Origin of the sequence: Microbispora hainanensis, assembly GCF_006874475.1 — a bacterium.
Taxonomy (GTDB): domain Bacteria; phylum Actinomycetota; class Actinomycetes; order Streptosporangiales; family Streptosporangiaceae; genus Microbispora; species Microbispora hainanensis.
In genome coordinates, this window is the sequence record NZ_VIRM01000011.1 from 102,850 (window position 1) to 120,803 (window position 17,954).

A 17,954-nucleotide genomic window follows, 5' to 3' on the forward strand; every position below is an offset into this window, starting at 1 on the left:
TTCGCTCGCTTCGCTCCTTCATGCCGGCACCTCCGCGAAGGATCGCGCCTCGGCCACATGCGCGAACCAGGTGCGCCCGTCCTCGCCCGCGATCCGGATCCGGATCGCGTCGCCGACGACCTCGGCTCCGCGGCGGATCGCCGCCTCCGTGTCGGGGCCGGTCACCGCCACCAGGCCGAGCCGGTCCCAGTTGTCGCGCAGCGCGTGCACCGTGTCGCCCGGCTTGGCCGTGACGCGCACGTCGAGCACGCCGTCCCGCGCCGCGGCGTCGGCGACGCCCTCCACCGACTCGACCCGCCCCGGCTCGCTCACCAGGGAGCGCACGCTGGCCCCCGCGTGCGCCTCCGGCCGTTCCGGCAGCTCGGGGACCAGCCGGAACGGCCAGCCCAGGGCATACTCGATCAGGTCGATGCCGTACGCCCCGCGCACGAGCTCCGGGATCATGTCGCCGGCGACGCGGCTGTGGCTCTCGATGACCACCGGGCCGTCCGGGCCGAGCCGCAGCTCGGTGTGCGTGACGCCGTCCCTGAGACCGATCAGGTCGAGGAAGCGGCACACGCTCGCGCGGATGCGCTCCCGCACCGGCTCGTCCAGCCGGGCCGGCACGGCGTGGCCGAGCTCGGCGAACCGCTCGGGGTGCACGAACTTCTCGGTGATCGCCACCACGACGTGGCGGCCCGCGAAACTGAACGCCTCGACGCTGAACTCCGGCCCCTCGACGTACTCCTCCATGAGGAAGTCCCGCAGGATGAACATGGTGGAGACCCGGTCGGTGCGGGTGCCGCGCAGGCCTTCCACCGTGGCCCACACCTGCCCGGCGTCCTCAGGTCCTCCGATGCGGAAGACGCCGATGCTCGCGGTCGCGTCGGTCGGCTTGACGATGAACGGATAGCCGTGGGCGGCGCCGAAGGCGTCCAGGTCCTCGCGCCGCAGGAGCGGCGCGGCGGCCACCGCGGAGGGGTCGAGCTCCGCGCCCGGAACCGATGCGAGGTGGCGGCGCATGGCAAGTTTGTCGCGGAACCTCCGGGTGACCTCATAACCGGTGCCGCCCAGGCCGAACAGGTCGTTGACCCGTCCCGCGTTCTCCAGCCCGGGCTCGGTGATCGACAGCGCGACGCGGAACCCCGGCTCCCGCCACAGCTCCCTGGCGACGGGCTCGACGGCCGCCCAGTCGGTGTAGTCGAGCACGCGAAGGACGTCGGCGAGCTCCTCCTGCTCGGGGCTGACCTTGGTGGGGTGCTGGAGCAGCAGGACGGTCAGCCCCAGCTCCTTGGCCGTGCGCACGGTCTCGTCGGTGGCGCCGACTATCAGGACCGTGCTGTCCGGATTCATCGATCCGCTCCTTTCGTCGGGGGGTCGGGGCAGGTCGGCTCCGGCCGTACGGGCCGGGGCGCCGCCGCGCGGCGCGGCCACGGTCCCGGCGGGGGCGAGGACGCGCGCGCCGGCGGGCACGTCGTCGAGGACGAGCGCCCGCGCCCCGATGACGGCGTCGTCCCCCACGCGCACCGGGCCGAGAACGGTCGCGCCGGCGCCCAGCACCACGCGGGCTCCGATCACCGGGTGCCGTCGTTCCCCGTCCGCGCGGAGGTTGTCGCGCCACCAGCCGACCGCCCCGAGGGTCACCTGGTGATAGATGGTCACGTCGTCGCCCACGACGGCGGTCTCCCCGATCACCACGGCCGCGCCGTGGTCGACGAAGACCCTGCGCCCCAGCTTCGCGCCCGGGTGGATCTCCACTCCGGTGACGTGGCGTGCGAGGAGCATCAGCAGCCGGGCCGGCAGTCGCCTGCCGCGCCGGTGCAGCAGGTGGGCGACCCGGTGCAGCCACAGCGCCGGGAGCACCGGGTGCAGCAACGCCTCCTTCCGGTCGCGTACGGACGGGTCCCGTTCGACGATCGTCCGCAGGTCCTCGGCCAGGAGACGCGGCAGCCTCTCCGGCCGTTCGCTTCCCGGGGGCGGCGGAGAAGACCTGAAATCGGCACGCGGCATCTTCGCCTCCTCACATTCAGCTCGGCGAATGAACCATGAATGAAACCCGGATTCATGGAATGGCAGACCGCCACTGGCGTGGAGATCCTCCACGGCCATCTCCGGGAGAGTGAATTACGGACCCTTTTTCCTCGGTTATTGGGTAAGCGTGCTTGCCCTGGAACCACCAGGTCAACCCCTACCCGACCGGCCGTCGACCGGTAACCGGCGGGCCGATGACCCCGACTGGACAGGCGTCGTACCGAATTATGCGAGCCCAAGGCGGCGTTTTCCCGGAGTCGGCGGGGTCGGAAAACGCCTACGCGCCGGCCCGAAACGGGCCGGCGCGGCAAAAAAAGAAAAAGCCCCACCCCCGGCCCCCCAGACGGCGCAGGGCGCCCGCAACGGCCGCGCGGAGCCGTCGGCGAACGGCTCGGCAGCGGGCGCGGGCGGCTGATGGCCCAGCCGCGGATACAGGGACGGGTCAGGCCGGGGTGGGGGGTGGCCGGCGGCTCAGGCGTGGGTGCGGATGGCGAACGGGGTGCGGGCGGGCGTGATGGCGGCGCGGTGCCGGGCGAGGGCCTCGTCGAAGCGGGTCCAGACGAGGGCGGCCAGGTCGTCTTCCACATCCGATGCCCTCGCCGAGGCAGCACGGCAAACTAAGGGTAAACAATCAATCGCGTTCCGTAAGCAAGAAACAATTGTGCATGGCACAATTCGTCTTCGTGCGTAGAATCAGGTTCACGCAGTCAGCACGGAAGCATCGCATCGGGACAGCGCGGGTCCTTGCCGTTATCCGGGGCCAGCCACCCCGGATAGTGCCGCCACCAGGGCCTGGTCTGGACGAGCAGTGGCACTGGCTCGGCTTGGATGATCGCGGACTGGAGCTCGAGGTGATCGCCGTTCTGACCGAGAAGTACCTGCTGGTGATCCACGCGATGCCGACCGCGTTCAGGAGGAACGAGCTATGACCGAATACACCGGCCCCTGGCCCCCGGAGGACGTCGAGCTCGCCGTGGACGACGAGTCGGACGTCGACCTGAGCGCCGAGGAGCTCTATGACAGACGGGGGAATCGGATCGACGAGGCCTATGTCGAGGCCGCTGTCGAGCATGTGCGCCGGACGGTCGGCCGTCCCTCGCTCACGGCACCGGGCAAGCATTCACCGCAGGTGACGTTCCGCCTGAGTCCGGAGGAGAAGGCAGCCGCCAGGGCGCTGGCCGAACGGGAGGGCAAGACGGTGTCGCAACTGGCCAGAGAGGCGTTCGCCCGGTACCTCCGCGACCACGCGGCCTGATGGATCCAGCGTTCGGAAGGCGCAGTCACGGCGAACGGCTCAGCCGTGCGGGCGGCTGACAGCTCAGCCGCGGGTGCGGGTGGCCGGCGGCTCAGGCCCGGGTGGGGGGTGGCTGCGGGTGGGGGGTGGCTCGGGCCGGGGTGGGGGGTGGCCGGTGGCTCAGGCGTGGGTGCGGATGGCGAACGGGGTGCGGGCGGGCGTGATGGCGGCGCGGTGCCGGGCGAGGGCCTCGTCGAAGCGGGTCCAGACGAGGGCGGCCAGGTCGTCGTCCACGCCGAGGGGCGGGCTGACCAGGTCCGCGCCGCTGCTCACCAGCCGGTCGTGGAAGAACCCGGGCGCGAGCAGGTAGGAGGCGACGGCGACGCGCGGGGCGAGGCCGGCTCTGGTGCGTTCCAGGGCCTCGGCGAGGGTGGGCGTCCCGGCCGACGCGAACGCGGCCGTGACGGGACGCGAGAGCCGTACGGAAAGGAGCCGGGCGGCGGCGCGGACGTCGTCGAGGGCGGCGGGGTCGGACGAGCCGGCCGCGCCCAGGATCACGGCGTCGCAGGGCCGCAGGCCGGCCGCGGCGAGGCGGCGCGCCAGCACCGAGGTCAGCAGCCGGTGCGGCCCGAGCTGCCCGGCGACGACCGCGTCGGGCCGGCTGCGGGCGACGACGGCCGGCAGGTCGATGTGCGCGTGGTATCCCCCGGCGAGCAGCATGGGGACCACCACGACGGGCCCGGCCACCCCCGACAGCACGTCGGACAGCAGCGGCGCGCTGATCTCCAGGAACCCCAGCTCGACCGGGGCGCCGGGCCTGGCGCGGCGCACGCGGGCCGCCAGAGAGTCCATGACCGACTCCCAGTGGCCGCTGCGTGCCCCGTGCGCCGCCATCACCAGGGTCGGGGTCATCGCTCGTCCCGGCCGCAGGCGAGGCGGTAGCCGCGCTTGACGACGGTCTCGACGATGCCCGCGGGACCGAGCGCCCGCCGCAGGCGGGTGATGGCCATCTCCACCGCGTGCTCGGCCGAGTCGCGGGAGGGGCCGCCGGGCAGCACGACCCGCAGGTCGGCCCGGTTGACGACATGCCCGGGGCGCTCGGCGAGCCGCTTCAGCACGGCCATCGGGGCGGGCGGCAGCGGCTTGAGCTCGCCGTCGACCACCACGGCGTGACCGCGGATCTCCAGCTCGTGCCCGCCCGCGACGAGCCGCGTGACACCGCTTTCCGGCAGGTGGCGGGCGAGGATCCGGGCGAGCGCGCCGAGGCGGGCCCGCTCGGGCTGGACGGCCCGCACCCCGCGCTGGGTCAGCGGCCCGGCCGTGACCGGGCCGACGCAGGCCGCCACCACGCGGCTGCCGAACGCCGCGAGCAGCGCGTCCTCCAGCCCGTCGGCGCGGGCCGCGCCCAGCATGGCCAGCACGGCGGGCGCGCTGGTGAAGGCCACCGCGTCCACCGAGCCGGTGATCGCCTGGCTGATCAGGCGGCGCAGCGGCGAGGTGTCACGGTAGGGCAGCCATCGGTAGACCGGCACCTCGATCACCTCCGCGCCCGCCTCCCGCAGCGCCGCGACGAAGCTGTCCAGCGGTTCGCCGTGGAGCTGAACGGCGATGCGGCGGCCGTGCAGGTCCTGCGCGAGCAGATACTCCTTGACCTCCTCGCACGACTCCGTGGCCGGCGTCCAGAAGTCCACCAGGCCGGCCGCGCGGACGGCCCCGCGCGCCTTGGGGCCGCGGGCGAGAAGCCGCGCGTTGCCGAGGTGCGCGTTCAGGTCGGCCGACAGGCCCCAGCCCTCCGCCGCCGCCATCCACCCGCGGAACCCCACTCCCGTGGTGATGACCACGTCGTCGACGGGCGCCTCCAGACAGGCCCGGGTCGCGGCGAGCAGCCCGGCGTCCTCCGCGAGCGGCACGATGCGGATCGCGGGCGCCCGCACGACCCGGGCGCCCCGCCGTTCGAGGAGCGCGGCCAGCTCCTCGCTGCGGCGGGTCGCCGTCACCCCGATCGTGAACCCGGCCAGCGCGTCCGGCGCCGTCTCCAGGCTCATCGGGGTCTCGTCCACCAGCGCGGTCATACCACGCTCACCTCCACGGTTCCGTCGGTCACCCGAACGGGATAGGTCGGCACTGCGACGCCCGGGTCGTCGGCGCAGACGCCGGTGACCAGGGAGAACACCTGCTTGTGCATGGGCGAGGCCACGGTCGGCTCACCGTTCCTGGTGCCGACGATGCCCCGGGACATGACGTACGCCCCGCTGAACGGGTCGAGGTTGCCCAGGGCGTACAGGGCGCCGTCGAAGGTGCGGAAGACCGCCACCTGCCGGTCGCCGACGAGCACCGCCGCACCCCGCTCGGGCAGCAGGTCGGTGTAGGAGCAGACCGGGGTCCAGTGGCCGGCAAGGGCCGGCATCTCGTCGAGGATGGTCATCTGCGGGTCACCTCCAGTGGAATCAGCACCGGCTTGATCTGGTCGCGCTCGGTCTCGAACGAGATCGAGGGGTCGGGAACGCCGGGGGCGTTGACGAAGCTCACGAAGCGGCGCAGTTTGTCGGGGTCCTCGATGGTGGCGCGCCACTCGTCGACGTACGTGGACACGTGCCGTTCCATCTGCGCGTCGAGTTCGGCGCAGATGCCGAGCGAGTCCTCCATGATCACCTCACGGAGGTAGTCGAGCCCGCCGTCCAGGTTCTCCAGCCACGCGGCGGTGCGCTGGAGCCGGTCGGCGGTGCGGATGTAGAACATCAGGAACCGGTCGATCGTCCTGACCAGGTCGTCGGTGGACAGGTCGGACGCGAGCAGGTCGCCGTGGCGGGGCTTGAAGCCGCCGTTGCCGCCCACGTAGAGGTTCCAGCCCTGCTCGGTCGCGATGATGCCGAAGTCCTTCGACCTGGCCTCGGCGCACTCCCGGGCGCAGCCGGAGACCGCCGACTTCAGCTTGTGCGGCGAGCGCAGCCCCCGGTAGCGCAGCTCCAGGGCGATGGCCAGGCCCACCGAGTCCTGCACGCCGTAGCGGCACCAGGTGGACCCGACGCAGGACTTCACCGTCCGCAGCGCCTTGCCGTACGCGTGACCGGACTCGAAGCCGGCATCGACGAGGCGGCGCCAGATGGCCGGAAGCTGCTCGACCCGGGCCCCGAGCAGGTCGATGCGCTGCGCTCCGGTGATCTTCGTGTAGAGCCCGAAGTCGCGGGCCACCTCGCCGATGACGATGAGTTTGTCCGGGGTGATCTCGCCGCCCGGGATGCGGGGGACGACCGAGTAGGTGCCGTTCTTCTGGATGTTGGCCAGGAACTGGTCGTTGGTGTCCTGCAGCGCGGCCTGCTCGCCGTCGAGGATGTGGCCGCGGCCGAGGGAGGCGAGGATCGAGGCGACCGCGGGCTTGCAGATGTCGCAGCCGCGGCCGGTGCCGTGCTCGGCGATGAGCTGGGAGAACGTCGTGATCCCGCGGACGTTGACGATGTCGAACAGCTCGGCCCTGCTGTGCGGGAAGTGCTCGCACAGCGCCTTGCCGACGTCGACGCCCGACTTCACCAGGATCTGCTTGAGCATCGGCACGCAGCTCCCGCAGGTGGTGCCGGCGCGGGTGCAGTCCTTGACGCCCTGCACGTCGGTCAGGCCCTTGTCGGCGATGGCCTCGCAGATCTTTCCCTTGGTGACGTTGTTGCAGGAGCAGACCTGCGCGTCGTCGGGCAGGTCGACCGTCGCCTTGCCCGCTCCGGCGAACAGCAGGTCGCTCGGCGCGCCGGGCAGCGGCTTGCCGACGAACGGCCGCAGCGCGTTGTAGGGCGCGGCGTCGCCGACGCAGATGCCGCCGAGCAGGGTCTTGGCGTCGTCGCTGATGAACAGCCGCTTGTAGACGCCGCCGACGGGGTCCATGTAGGTGACGTCGAGCGCGCCCGACATGGCGCCGAACTGGGCCACCTCCACGCCGAGCAGCTTGAGCTTGGTGGACATGTCGGCGCCGGTGAAGGCGGCCTGCCCGTCCAGGATCCGTTCGGCGGCCACCTCCGCCTGGGTGTTGCAGGGCCCGACGAGGCCGTAGACCATGCCTCCGGCGAGGGCGCACTCGCCGATCGCGTAGATGTGCTCGTCGGAGGTGCGCATGCCCTCGTCGACCACGATGCCGCCGCGCTCGCCGACCTCCAGGCCGCAGGCGCGGGCGAGCTCGTCACGCGGCCGGATGCCGGCCGAGAAGACCACGACCTGCGCCTCGATCGCCTCTCCGTCGGGCTTGACGAGCGACGCGACCCGGCCGTCCGGGCCGGCCTCGATCGACCCCACGCCCGCGCCCGTGTGGATCGTCAGCCCGAGCCCCTCGATGTGCCCGCGCAGCACCGAGCCGCCGCCCTCGTCCACCTGCCGCGGCATGAGCCGGCCGCTCATCTCGATGACGTGGGTGTCGAGGCCGAGCCCGCGCAGGGCGTCGGCCGCCTCCAGGCCGAGCAGGCCGCCGCCGATGACCACGCCCGCGCGGGCGTCCCGCGACGCGTCCCTGATGGCGTCCAGGTCGTCGATCGTCCGGTAGACGAAGCAGCCCGGCAGGTCCCGGCCCTGCACCGGCGGCACGAACGGCGCCGACCCGGTGGCCAGCACCAGCACGTCGTACGGCTCGCTGTCGCCGGCGTCGGTGGTGACGGTGCGGCTCGCGCGGTCGATCGCGGTGACGCGGACGCCGGTCCTGACGGTGACGCCGTCCGGCACCGGATAGGTGAGGTCCTCGACGCTCTTGCCGCTGAGGTAGGAGGTGAGCGCCACCCGGTCGTAGGCCGGGCGGGGCTCCTCCCCGACAACGGTGACCGTCCCCTCGAAGCCCCGGCCGGCGAGCGTCTCGATCAGGCGGTGTGCCGTCGGGCCGTGTCCGACGACGACGAGTCTCATGCCCTTACGGTCCTTCATGCGCTCACACCTTCCTGCTCACACAGCCAGCCGACGATGCCCTCGACCGCGTCGCGGCAGCTGCCGCAGCCGGTGGTGGCCCTCGTCGCGGCGGCCACGGCCTCCACGTTCCGCGCGCCGGACTCCCAGCACGCTCTGATCTGGCCCTTCGTCACGTTGTTGCACTGGCAGACCCGCGCGGAGTCGGGCATCCGGGTGGGGCTGTCGGCCACCGCCGCGCCGCCCATGCCTGCGAGGTCGGGGAACAGCAGCCCGGTGCGGTCGCCGGGCAGGGGACCTCCCCGGTCGAAGAGCTGGGTCAGCGTGCCCACCGCGGAGGTCTCGCCCAGCAGGATCGCGCCGACCAGCCGGCCGTCGCGGATGACGAGCTTGCGGTAGGTGCCCTTGTGCCGGTGGGAGAAGCGGACGATCTCCGCCTCGTCCTCCGTCAGCTGGGTCTCCCCCATCGCCGCGAGCTCCACGCTCCTGGCCTTGAGCCGGGTGACCAGCCGCGAACCCCGATAGCGGGCGCCCTTGTCGGCGCCGGTCACGAGGTCGGCCACGACCGACGCCTGCTCCCAGCCGGGGGCGACCAGCCCGTAGACGAGGCCCGCGTGCTGGGCGCATTCCCCGATCGCGAAGATCGACGGGTCGTCGGTGCGCAGCTCGTCGTCCACGACGACGCCGCGCTCGACCTCCAGCCCCGCGTCGCGGGCGAGCCCGACGACCGGGCGCACGCCGCAGGCCAGCACGACCAGGTCGGCGTCGATCAGCTCGCCGCCGGCCAGTTCGACGTGCCGCTCGCGGATCGCGCTCACGGTGACGCCCGTGCGGATGGCGACGCCGAGCGCGCCGAGCGTCTCGCGGAGGATCAGCCCGGCCTCCTCGTCGAGCTGTCGCTCCATCAGGTGGCCGGCGAGGTGCAGCAGCGTCACCGGGACGCCCCGCCCGGCCAGGCCCCGCGCGGCCTCGATGCCGAGCAGCCCGCCGCCGACCACGACCGCGCTGCGCGCGCTCTCTGCGGCCTCCCTGATCCGCTCGCAGTCGTCCAGCGTGCGGAACGCCGTCGCCCGCTGCACGCCGGGGATCGGCGGCACGATCGGCTCGCTGCCGGTGGCGAGCACGAGCACGTCGTACGGCTCGCGCGTCCCGTCGGCGGCGACCACCGTCTGGCAGTCCCGGTCGATGGCGGAGACCGGGACGCCGAGGCGGGCGGTCACCCCGTGGTCGGCGTACCAGCGGGAGTCGAGCAGCCGGACCTGGTCCGGGCTCGACGTGCCGGCCACCACGTTCGACAGCAGCACCCGGTTGTACGGCTGCCATGCCTCGGCCCCGAACACCGTGATCTTCACGTCCTTGGCCCGGGCGCGGACCTCGCTCACCACGCGCGAGCCCGCCATCCCGTTCCCCACCACCACAAGCCTCACGCGACACGCTCCCCGTCTTCGGCGCACCGCTCGACGGCGGCCGCGCAGACCTTGAACTCCGGCATGCGCGACATCGGGTCGAGCGCCGGGTTGGTGAGCAGGTTGACGCCCTCCCAGTGGAACGGCATGAACAACGTGTCCGGCCGGATCGAGGCGTTCACGCGGGCCACGCCCTCGGCGGCGCCCCGGCGGCTGCGCACCCGGACGCGGTCGCCGGAAGCGACCCCCAGCCGCTCGGCGAGGTCCGGGTGCAGCTCCACGAACACCTCGGGCGACGCCTGCGTCAGCGGGCGGATGCGGCGCGTCTGCGCCCCCGACTGATAGTGGGCGAGCACCCGGCCCGACGTCAGGTAGAGCGGGAACTCCTCGTCCACGTCCTCGGCGGGCGGGCGGTGCTCCACCGGCACCAGGCGCGCCCGGCCGTCCGGGGTCGCGAAGCGGTCGAGGAACGGCCGCGGGGTTCCGGGGTGCGGGTCGCCCCCGGTGTCGTTCCCGGCGCCGTCGTTCCCGGCGCCGTCGTTCCCGGCGCCGTCGTCCACCGTGCCGTCGTCCACCGTGCCGTCGTTCCCGGTGCCGTTGTCCACGGCGCCGTCGTCCACAGTGCCGTTGTCCACTGTGCCGTCGTCCACTGTGCCGGGGCAGGGCCAGAACACCCCGGTCTCGGCCGCGATCCGCTCGTAGGTGATGCCGGAGTAGTCGGCGACGCCCCCGGCGGAGGCCCGGCGCAGCTCGTCGAAGACCGTGCGCGGGTCGGCGGGGAACTTCTCGCCGCAGCCGAGCCGCTCGGCGAGGCCCCGCAGGATCTCCAGGTCGCTGCGGGCGCCCGGCGGGGGCGCGGCGGCCTGGCGGCGCAGCAGCACGCGGCCCTCCAGGTTGGTCATCGTGCCCGCCTCCTCGGCCCACTGGGTCGTGGGCAGCACGACGTGGGCCATGGCCGCCGTCTCCGACAGCACGAAGTCGGAGACCACGAGCAGGTCGAGCGCGCCCAGCCGCCGGGCGACGTGCCCGGCGCGCGGCGCGGAGACGACGGGATTGGAGCCGAACAGCAGCAGGGCCTTCGGTCCCTCCGGCGTGCCGAGCGCGTCCAGCAGCTCGTACGCCGACCGGCCGGGTCCGGGCAGGTCGGCGGGGTCGATTCCCCACACGGCGCCGACGTGCGCCCGCGCCGCCGGGTCGTCGATCTTGCGGTAGCCGGGGAGCTGGTCGGCCTTCTGGCCGTGCTCCCTGCCGCCCTGGCCGTTGCCCTGGCCCGTCACGCAGCCGTAGCCGGAGCCCTCACGGCCGGGCAGCCCGAGTGTGAGCGCCAGGTTGACGAACGCGGTGACGGTGTCGGTGCCCTTGGCGTGCTGCTCGGCGCCCCGGCCGGTCAGCACCATCGCGCGCTCGGCCTCGCCGAGGATCCGTACGGCCTCGCGCATCTGGGCGACCGGGACGCCGGTGACGCGCTCCACCCGCTCGGGCCACCAGGCCGACACGGAGGTGCGCACCTCCTCGAAGCCGGTCGTGCGGGCGGCCAGGTAGTCCAGGTCGGCATACCCCTCGGCGATCGCGATGTGCAGCAGGCCGAGCGCGAGGGCGAGGTCGGTGCCGGGGGTGACCTGGAGGTGCAGGTCGGCCATCTTGGCGGTCTGGGTGACGCGCGGGTCGACGACGACGAGCCGGCCGCCACCGGACCGCATGGCGCTGAGGTGGCGCACGAAGGGAGGCATGGTCTCGGCGACGTTGCCCCCGGCGAACAGCACGGCGCCGGCGCGGGCGATGTCGGTGATCGGGAACGGCAGCCCCCGGTCCATGCCGAAGGCCCGGTTGACCGCGCTGGCCGCCGACGACATGCAGAACCTGCCGTTGTAGTCGATCTGGCTGGTCCGCAGCGCGACCCTGGCGAACTTGCCGAGCTGGTAGGCCTTCTCGTTGGTCAGCCCGCCGCCGCCGAACACCGCCACGGCGTCCGGCCCGTGCGCGGCCCTGATGGCCTCGATCCGCTCGGCGACGTAGTCGAGCGCCTCGTCCCAGCTCACCGGGCTGCCGTGCAGCAGCGGGGTGGTGAGCCGTTCGGGCGAGGTCAGCAGCTCCGCCGCCGTCCAGCCCTTCTGGCACAGGCCGCCGGCGTTGGCCGGGATGTCCTCTCGCGGGGTGATCTCTCCCTTCGCCACGTACATGCCGCACTGGAGTGCGCAGTAGGGGCAGTGGGTGGCCGAGCCCACGGTCGTGCCCGCGGTGGCCTGTGACATCACAGGTCCGGGAGCGTGCAGTGAGATCGGCATGGATCCGATGGTGCTGACAGGCGGTTTCACCGCTGGGTCCCTTCTGTTACCGCTGTGCTACAAGGCGCCAACCGCGCTAACTTCGGCGAGCGCGGCGTGTGAGAGACCCCGTCGTCTCGAAAGCTCACTTGTGCTGTCGCCGCTTGTGAGGCGTCGGTCCGGAAAAGGCGGGCGCCGTGACCGGCGCCCGCGAGTGGCGGTGAGCGGCCGGGCTCAGACCCGGGCCGCCGCGAGGCTCGGCGCCGACTTCGCCCCGAGGGTGCGCATGTAGCAGAACCAGGTCAGGGCGAAGCAGAGGACGTAGAAGGCGGCGAAGGCCGCCAGCGCCGCCCCCGCGCCGCCGGTCGCGGAGATGGAGCTGCCGAACCCGCGGTTGATGAAGAATCCGCCGAACGCGCCCACCGCGGAGATGAACCCGATGGCCGCCGAGGCGTCGCGCTTGCCGGTCACCAGGGCCTCCTCGTACGCGGGGGTGCCGGGCTCGACGCCGGCCACCGCCTTCGCCCGGAAGATCGCCGGGATCATCCGGTAGGTGGAGCCGTTGCCGACGCCCGCCGTGCCGATCAGCAGCATGAACGCCGCGAAGAACAGCGGGAGGCTGTGCGCGGACATGGCCTGCCAGACGAGCAGGACCGAGACGGCCATCCCGGCGAAGTTCCAGAACGTCACCGCGGCGCCGCCGAGCCGGTCCGACAGCCAGCCGCCGACCGGCCGGATGACCGACCCGACCAGCGGGCCGAGGAACGCCAGCGAGGTCAGCGCGGCGTGCTCGGGAAACTGCGACTTGATGAGCAGCGGGAACGCGGTCGAGTAGCCGATGAACGAGCCGAACGTGCCGATGTAGAGGACCGACATGATCCAGGTCTGCGCCCGGCCGGCCGCCTTGGCCATCTCCCTCGGCTCGGCCTTGGCCGAGGTGAGGTTGTCCATGCAGAAGTACGCGCCGACGGCGGCGGCCAGGACGAAGGGCACCCAGAACAACCCGGCCGCGGCCAGCCCGAATCCGGCGATGACCAGCGGCATCAGCAGCTGCACGGAGCTGACGCCGATGTTGCCGCCGGCCGCGTTCAGGCCGAGGGCGGCGCCCTGCCGGCTCTGCGGGTAGAAGTAGGTGATGTTGGCCATGCTGGAGGCGAAGTTGCCGCCGCCGAGCCCGGCCGTCGCCGCGATCACCAGGAAGGCCCAGTAGGGGGTGCCCGGGTCGTTCACCGCCACCGCGAGCAGGACGGCGGGCACCAGCAGCAACAGCGCGCTGACCACGGTCCAGTTGCGGCCGCCGAACCGCGCGGGCGCGAAGGTGTAGGGGATGCGCAGCGTGGAGCCCACGAGGTTGGGCAGCGAGACGATCCAGAAGAGCTGGTCGGTGGAGAACTTGTACGCGCCGAGCTTGACCGCGACGATGCTCCAGACGGTCCACAGGGTGAAGCCCAGATGCTCGGCCAGGATCGAGAACACCAGGTTCCGCCGGGCCACCTTCTTGCCGGTGCTCTCCCAGAACACCGGATCGTCGGGTCGCCAGTCACCGATCCAGCGGCCTTTCCTGGGTTCTTCCGGGGCCGTGCGCGCCGCCTGCGTCGCCGTCATCGCTCCTCCTGCGTCCTTGTCGCCTGGGGCCGATAACCGAAACTAGGAAGAGCGCGTTACGCACTTTGACCATGGGTGACCGTGCGGCCGTTACATGTGCCGCACCCGCGAAACATGCAATCCACAGGCATAACGGACGCAACATCGGGTTAACACAAGCCCCCCTCTCATCGGGCCCGCGTTTCAGCCGCATGACCTTCGCCCCACTCGCCGCCATTACGCATGGTCAGCACGGTGACCCGTACGCAGGGTATTTCGGGAAATTCCCGCGATCGCGGTCGTGCCATTCCGTGACCGGACTACGGCGTTTTCCGCCGCGGCATGGCACGGACATTTCGGTTGACATGTGACCGGTTTTCGCTCGCAGGAATATCCGCGGCGGGGAAAGGGGATATCGATGCCGCCTCCCGCCGTACGAGGGCCCCCCGAGGGCCCCGCGCACTCGGGGAGGACGGATGTCTGCGGTCTCGCGCCGCGCATTTCTTTCGACGGGGCTCCTCTGGTCGGCGTGCCTGCCGGCGGCGATGCTGACCGCGCAAAGCGGGCTCGTCGCGGCGGCCACGCCCGTCTGGGCCGGGGGCCGCCCGCGCCCGCCGCGCGTGTACACCCGGTCGGACTGGAAGGCCGATCCGCCCAGGAGCAAGGCCGAGGTGCTCGACCGCGCGCCCGACCGGCTCGTCGTCCACCACACGGCGACGGCGAACACGGACGCGACCGACCTCGACGCGGCCTTCCGGCTGTCCCGGACGATCCAGCGCTACCACATGAAGCACAACGGCTGGGAGGACATCGGCGAGCAGTTCACCGTCAGCCGGGGCGGACACATCATGGAGGGCCGCAACCGCTCACTGCCGGCCGTCGAGGCGGGCAAGCACGTGATGGGCGCGCAGGCGGCCGACCACAACGACCACACGCTGGGCGTCGAGACCGAGGGGACCTACACCTCCACCCTGCCTCCGGTCCGCCAGCTGTCCGCGCTCACCGCGCTGCTGGCCTGGCTGTGCGACGTCTACGAGCTCGACCCGCACGAGGCCATCATCGGCCACCGCGACCTCAACCGGACCGCCTGCCCGGGCGACCGCCTCTACGCGTACCTGCCGCGGCTGCGGGACGACGTCGCCCGCCGTCTCGGCGGTCGCGGGTCCGGACGGGACGAGCCCCCGCCGCCGCGGCTCGCGCTGCCGGACGACGCCTACGAGGGGGTCGCGCTCGTCGGCGACCTGCCGTACGAGCACGGTCCCGCTCTGGGTCCGCACGATCTCACGAGGCGTGACCGCGCCTGACGCCACGGAAGCGGCCGCCCGCCCGCGCGCGGGCGGCCGGGATGGGCGCGAACGACACCGGCGATACCGGCGGAAACGGAAACGGGCGGCCCCCGCAGGGACCGCCCGTGACCGTCGTACAGGAGCGAAGACGCTCCGCGCGCCCGGCTTCTGCCTGTGCGCGGCGGCGCGCTCGGGGCCGGCGTGGGCCGGCGTGGGCCGGCGTACCGCTCCGGGTACGGCCGGCGTCCGGGGAGGGCCGCCATCGCCGTGGTCTCCCACTCGGCACGGAAACGGCCCGCCCCGCATGCTCCCCACGCCGGCCACACCGGCGCCGGTCTACTCCGTGACCCTGCGGCGCCGCCACGGCAGCAGGGCGAGAGCGAACGCCAGCAGGCCCGCGCCCGCCGCGCCCACTCCCGCAGGGGCTCCGGTGAACGGCAACCCCGGGCCGCCGGGGCCGGGGGCGGCGGGACCCGCGGGGGCGCCGCCCATCATCGGCGGAGCCTGCTCCTCCCAGGAGACGTCCTCGGGCTCGTCCTCGTACTCCTCTTCGACGCTCTCCTCGGGCTCCGCCTCGAACTCCTCCCCGGGCTCCTCGAAGTACGCCTCATCCGGCATCTCCTCAGGCGTGATCGGCCCCGTGGGAGAGGCGTCGGCCTGCTGCATGGCGTTCTGCACGGGAAGGGCCCCGCCGTTGCCACCCCCGCCGGTCGGCGCCACGACGGGCTGGGCCTGAGCTCCGTTGTCGTTCTGGGTGTCGTTGTTGGTGTAGGTCTGGGGCCAGTTGCTCCATGACCAGTTCCTCGGCTGGGACCAGTTGTTGTTGTTGTTGCAGTTGCCGTTCGGGCAGTTGTCGTTCTCCACCACTTCCGGCTCCGCGACCTGTCGCGTCACGGCTACCGGCTCGGTCGCCGCGACGGGCTCGGTCTCCACGACCGGCTCGGTCTCCACGACGGGCTCGGTGTCGGATCGCCGCACGCCGTCCTCGACCGCGTCGTCGTCCGCGACCACCCTGTCCTCGGCGTCCGCGGCGTCCGCGGCGTCCTCGCCGTCCTCGCCGTCCTCGAACCATGCGCCGTCCTCGAACGTGCCGTCCGAGCGCAGGCCGTCGTTGCCCACCGGGCCGTACTCACCCGCCAGTGCCAGTGTGTCGGCGGTCGCGGGCTCCTGAGCGGCCGCCACGACCGGGGCCGCCTTAGCGTCCGTCACGACGTCCGCCGCATTCTGGGCGTCCGCGGCGGCAGGCTCCGCCGCCGTAACCGGCGTTGTCTCCTTGGCCGGCTCCGCGGCCGTGATCGGCGTTGCCTCCTTGACGGGCTCCACCTCGGTGGCCGGCGTCGCCTCCTTGACAGGCTCCACCTCGGTGGCCGGCGCTGCCTCCTTCACCGGCTCCGCGTCCGCGATCGGCGTCGCCTCCTTGACGGGCTCCACCTCGGTGGCCGGCGCTGCCTCCTTCACCGGCTCCACCTCAGTGGCCTCCGGGCCCTTCGCATCCGCCGCCGCCTGATCGTCGCAGACGCACTCGGCGTCCGCCGCGACAGGAACCACATCCGCGACCGCGTCGGACCGCGCGTCCGCCGCGACCGGCACCGCCGCCTTAACGGGCTCCACCTCGGTGGCCGGCGCTGCCTCCTTCACCGGCTCCACGTCCGCGATCGGCGCTGCCTCCTTCACCGGCTCCACGTCCGCGATCGGCGTTGCCTCCTTGACGGGCTCCGCCTCCTTGACTGGCTCCACCTCGGTGGCCGGCGCTGCCTCCTTGACCGGCTCCAGCTCAGTGGCCTCCGGGCCCTTCGCATCCGCCGGCACCGAATCGTCACAGACGCACTCGGCGTCCGCCGCGACCGGCTCCGCCGCCTTAACGGGCTCCACCTCGGTGGCCGGCGCTGCCTCCTTCACCGGCTCCAGGTCCGCGATCGGCGTCGCCTCCTTGACGGGCTCCGCCTCCTTCACCGGCTCCACCTCGGCGGGCGGCGCTGCCTCCTTCACCGGCTCCACCTCAGTGGCCTCCGGGCCCTTCGCATCCGCCGGCACCGAATCGTCACAGACGCACTCGGCGTCCGCCGCGACCGGCACCGCGTCCGTGGCCGCCTCGCCCTCAGCGGACGCGGCCATAGCCATGGGCTCGACGTCAGCCGGGTCTTGCGTGTTCGGATTCGTCGTGGCGGGTTCCCTCACGCCCACGGTCGCGGCGCCCGAGGTTCCGTTCTCCGCTCCCCCAAGGGTGTCAAGCGGGGGCGAGTACTGCTCCGGCTGAGTAGCGGACGTCTGCTCGGGTGCATGGGCCTGCGCACTGGCGATGGCCTGGGTGCCGAGTGTCAGGCCGCCCGCGACCGTCACCGCCAGAAGAACAGGTACAGTATTTTTTCGCGCCACTTTGGACTCCCGATAACGGTCGCTCAATTGATAGAGCATTTGCCCGGATTGCCAGCGACATTTCGCTGCTCGACTGTTGTATGCGCCCCTCACAGGGCCGCCTCATTCCGGCGCACGGTGCTTACCGAAGGATCGTCCAGGTTTTCGCTTCGTTGACCACGACCGCACCGCTGCGGATCGCCGGAGCGGCCTGCCAAAAAAATTCGCCAACGGCCCTCATATGGCCGCGGCCCGCGCTCGACAGGCGGCGATACTCGGTCCGTGCGCGAAGAGAACGAGGGGGCCGTGCGGACGGTCGTACGGGTCGTCGGCGAGCTGTGCCTGCCCGCGGGGCTGGTCCTGCTGCTGTTCTACGCGTACCTGCTCTGGGGCACCGGCGCGGAGACCGATCGGGAGCAGCGCGTGCTCCAGCAGCGGCTCGGCGACGTCTTCGCCAGGCACGGCGAGCACGCGGGGCCCGGTCCGGTGAAGCTCGGCGACGCCCTGGCGCTGCTGCGCATCCCCCGGCTGGGCGCCGGATACCGGTACGCGGTGGTCGAGGGCGTCGGGCCTGCGGAGCTGCGCAAGGGCCCCGGCCACTTCCCCGGCACGGCCCTGCCCGGTCAGGTGGGCAACTTCGTGCTCTCGGGCCACCGCACCACCTACGCCGCGCCGTTCAATCGTCTTGACGAGCTGCGGCGCGGCGACGACATCGTGGTGGACGCGCGGGACGCCCGCTACACCTACGAGGTGACGCGCAAGAAGATCGTGGACCCAGGCGAGGTCGACGTCGTCGATCCCGTCCCCGGCCATCCCGGGAAGCGGCCCACGACCGCGCTCATGACCATGACCACCTGTCATCCCGAGTTCTCCGCGGCGCAGCGCCTGGTCGTCCAGGGCGTGCTCGTCCGCCGCGAGGAACGCCAGGACTGACCGAGGGAGA

At 72.5% G+C, this 17,954-nt stretch carries 12 protein-coding genes; 3 read left to right on the forward strand and 9 right to left on the reverse strand.

Annotated elements, in window-relative coordinates:
- Positions 1–18: 18 nt before the first annotated feature.
- Positions 19–1,989: a serine O-acetyltransferase EpsC gene (gene epsC, locus FLX08_RS11770; RefSeq protein ID WP_208761401.1), complete on the reverse strand. Its 1,971-nt coding sequence runs from the start codon at positions 1,987–1,989 to the stop codon at positions 19–21.
- Positions 1,990–2,935: 946 nt separating this feature from the next.
- On the opposite strand from epsC, the gene FLX08_RS11780 reads away from it, so the two are divergent.
- Positions 2,936–3,265, forward strand: coding sequence for a ribbon-helix-helix protein, CopG family (locus tag FLX08_RS11780; protein ID WP_142618808.1), 330 nt, complete (start codon positions 2,936–2,938; stop codon positions 3,263–3,265).
- A 159-nt stretch (positions 3,266–3,424) separates the two neighbouring features.
- On the opposite strand, the gene FLX08_RS11785 is transcribed toward FLX08_RS11780, so the two are convergent.
- The 7 genes from FLX08_RS11785 to FLX08_RS11815 all read right to left on the reverse strand — a co-directional run bounded on the left by FLX08_RS11785 (position 3,425) and on the right by FLX08_RS11815 (position 13,391).
- On the reverse strand, positions 3,425–4,156 hold the full coding sequence (locus FLX08_RS11785) for a sirohydrochlorin chelatase (RefSeq protein WP_142618810.1): 732 nt from the start codon (positions 4,154–4,156) through the stop codon (positions 3,425–3,427).
- Positions 4,153–5,316, reverse strand: coding sequence for a uroporphyrinogen-III synthase (locus tag FLX08_RS11790; RefSeq protein WP_142618812.1), 1,164 nt, complete (start codon positions 5,314–5,316; stop codon positions 4,153–4,155). The genes FLX08_RS11785 and FLX08_RS11790 overlap by 4 nt, the downstream gene beginning before the upstream one ends.
- The gene (nirD, locus tag FLX08_RS11795) at positions 5,313–5,669 is read right to left on the reverse strand and encodes a nitrite reductase small subunit NirD (protein WP_142618814.1); all 357 of its coding nucleotides are present in this window, start codon (positions 5,667–5,669) and stop codon (positions 5,313–5,315) included. Before nirD ends, FLX08_RS11790 begins: the two co-directional genes overlap by 4 nt.
- Positions 5,666–8,137: a nitrite reductase large subunit NirB gene (nirB, locus tag FLX08_RS11800; protein WP_244312563.1), complete on the reverse strand. Its 2,472-nt coding sequence runs from the start codon at positions 8,135–8,137 to the stop codon at positions 5,666–5,668. Before nirB ends, nirD begins: the two co-directional genes overlap by 4 nt.
- Positions 8,134–9,543, reverse strand: a complete 1,410-nt coding sequence (locus FLX08_RS11805; RefSeq protein ID WP_142618816.1) for an FAD-dependent oxidoreductase — start codon at positions 9,541–9,543, stop codon at positions 8,134–8,136. Before FLX08_RS11805 ends, nirB begins: the two co-directional genes overlap by 4 nt.
- Positions 9,540–11,774 carry a molybdopterin oxidoreductase family protein gene (locus FLX08_RS11810; RefSeq protein ID WP_167530376.1) on the reverse strand — a complete coding sequence of 745 codons (2,235 nt, stop codon included), beginning with the start codon at positions 11,772–11,774 and terminating at the stop codon, positions 9,540–9,542. The genes FLX08_RS11805 and FLX08_RS11810 overlap by 4 nt, the downstream gene beginning before the upstream one ends.
- A 246-nt stretch (positions 11,775–12,020) precedes the next feature.
- On the reverse strand, positions 12,021–13,391 hold the full coding sequence (locus tag FLX08_RS11815) for an MFS transporter (RefSeq protein WP_142618820.1): 1,371 nt from the start codon (positions 13,389–13,391) through the stop codon (positions 12,021–12,023).
- Between the two features lie 455 nt (positions 13,392–13,846).
- Here FLX08_RS11815 and FLX08_RS11820 point away from each other — a divergent pair, with 455 nt between their 5' ends.
- Complete coding sequence (locus FLX08_RS11820) at positions 13,847–14,674, forward strand: peptidoglycan recognition protein family protein (RefSeq protein ID WP_244312564.1); 828 nt, start codon at positions 13,847–13,849, stop codon at positions 14,672–14,674.
- A 318-nt stretch (positions 14,675–14,992) separates the two neighbouring features.
- Here FLX08_RS11820 and FLX08_RS40520 read toward each other — a convergent pair whose 3' ends face one another.
- Positions 14,993–17,059, reverse strand: a complete 2,067-nt coding sequence (locus FLX08_RS40520; RefSeq protein WP_167530369.1) for a hypothetical protein — start codon at positions 17,057–17,059, stop codon at positions 14,993–14,995.
- A 234-nt stretch (positions 17,060–17,293) separates the two neighbouring features.
- Here FLX08_RS40520 and FLX08_RS11830 point away from each other — a divergent pair, with 234 nt between their 5' ends.
- Positions 17,294–17,944, forward strand: coding sequence for a class E sortase (locus tag FLX08_RS11830; RefSeq protein ID WP_244312565.1), 651 nt, complete (start codon positions 17,294–17,296; stop codon positions 17,942–17,944).
- Positions 17,945–17,954: the final 10 nt, after the last annotated feature.

Coding starts and splice junctions, on each gene's coding strand:
- epsC (WP_208761401.1), bottom strand. CDS start 1,989: ATGCCGCGTGCCGATTTCAGGTCTTCTCCGCCGCCCCCGGGAAGCGAA.
- FLX08_RS11780 (WP_142618808.1), top strand. CDS start 2,936: ATGACCGAATACACCGGCCCCTGGCCCCCGGAGGACGTCGAGCTCGCC.
- FLX08_RS11785 (WP_142618810.1), bottom strand. CDS start 4,156: ATGACCCCGACCCTGGTGATGGCGGCGCACGGGGCACGCAGCGGCCAC.
- FLX08_RS11790 (WP_142618812.1), bottom strand. CDS start 5,316: ATGACCGCGCTGGTGGACGAGACCCCGATGAGCCTGGAGACGGCGCCG.
- nirD (WP_142618814.1), bottom strand. CDS start 5,669: ATGACCATCCTCGACGAGATGCCGGCCCTTGCCGGCCACTGGACCCCG.
- nirB (WP_244312563.1), bottom strand. CDS start 8,137: ATGAAGGACCGTAAGGGCATGAGACTCGTCGTCGTCGGACACGGCCCG.
- FLX08_RS11810 (WP_167530376.1), bottom strand. CDS start 11,774: ATGTCACAGGCCACCGCGGGCACGACCGTGGGCTCGGCCACCCACTGC.
- FLX08_RS11815 (WP_142618820.1), bottom strand. CDS start 13,391: ATGACGGCGACGCAGGCGGCGCGCACGGCCCCGGAAGAACCCAGGAAA.
- FLX08_RS11820 (WP_244312564.1), top strand. CDS start 13,847: ATGTCTGCGGTCTCGCGCCGCGCATTTCTTTCGACGGGGCTCCTCTGG.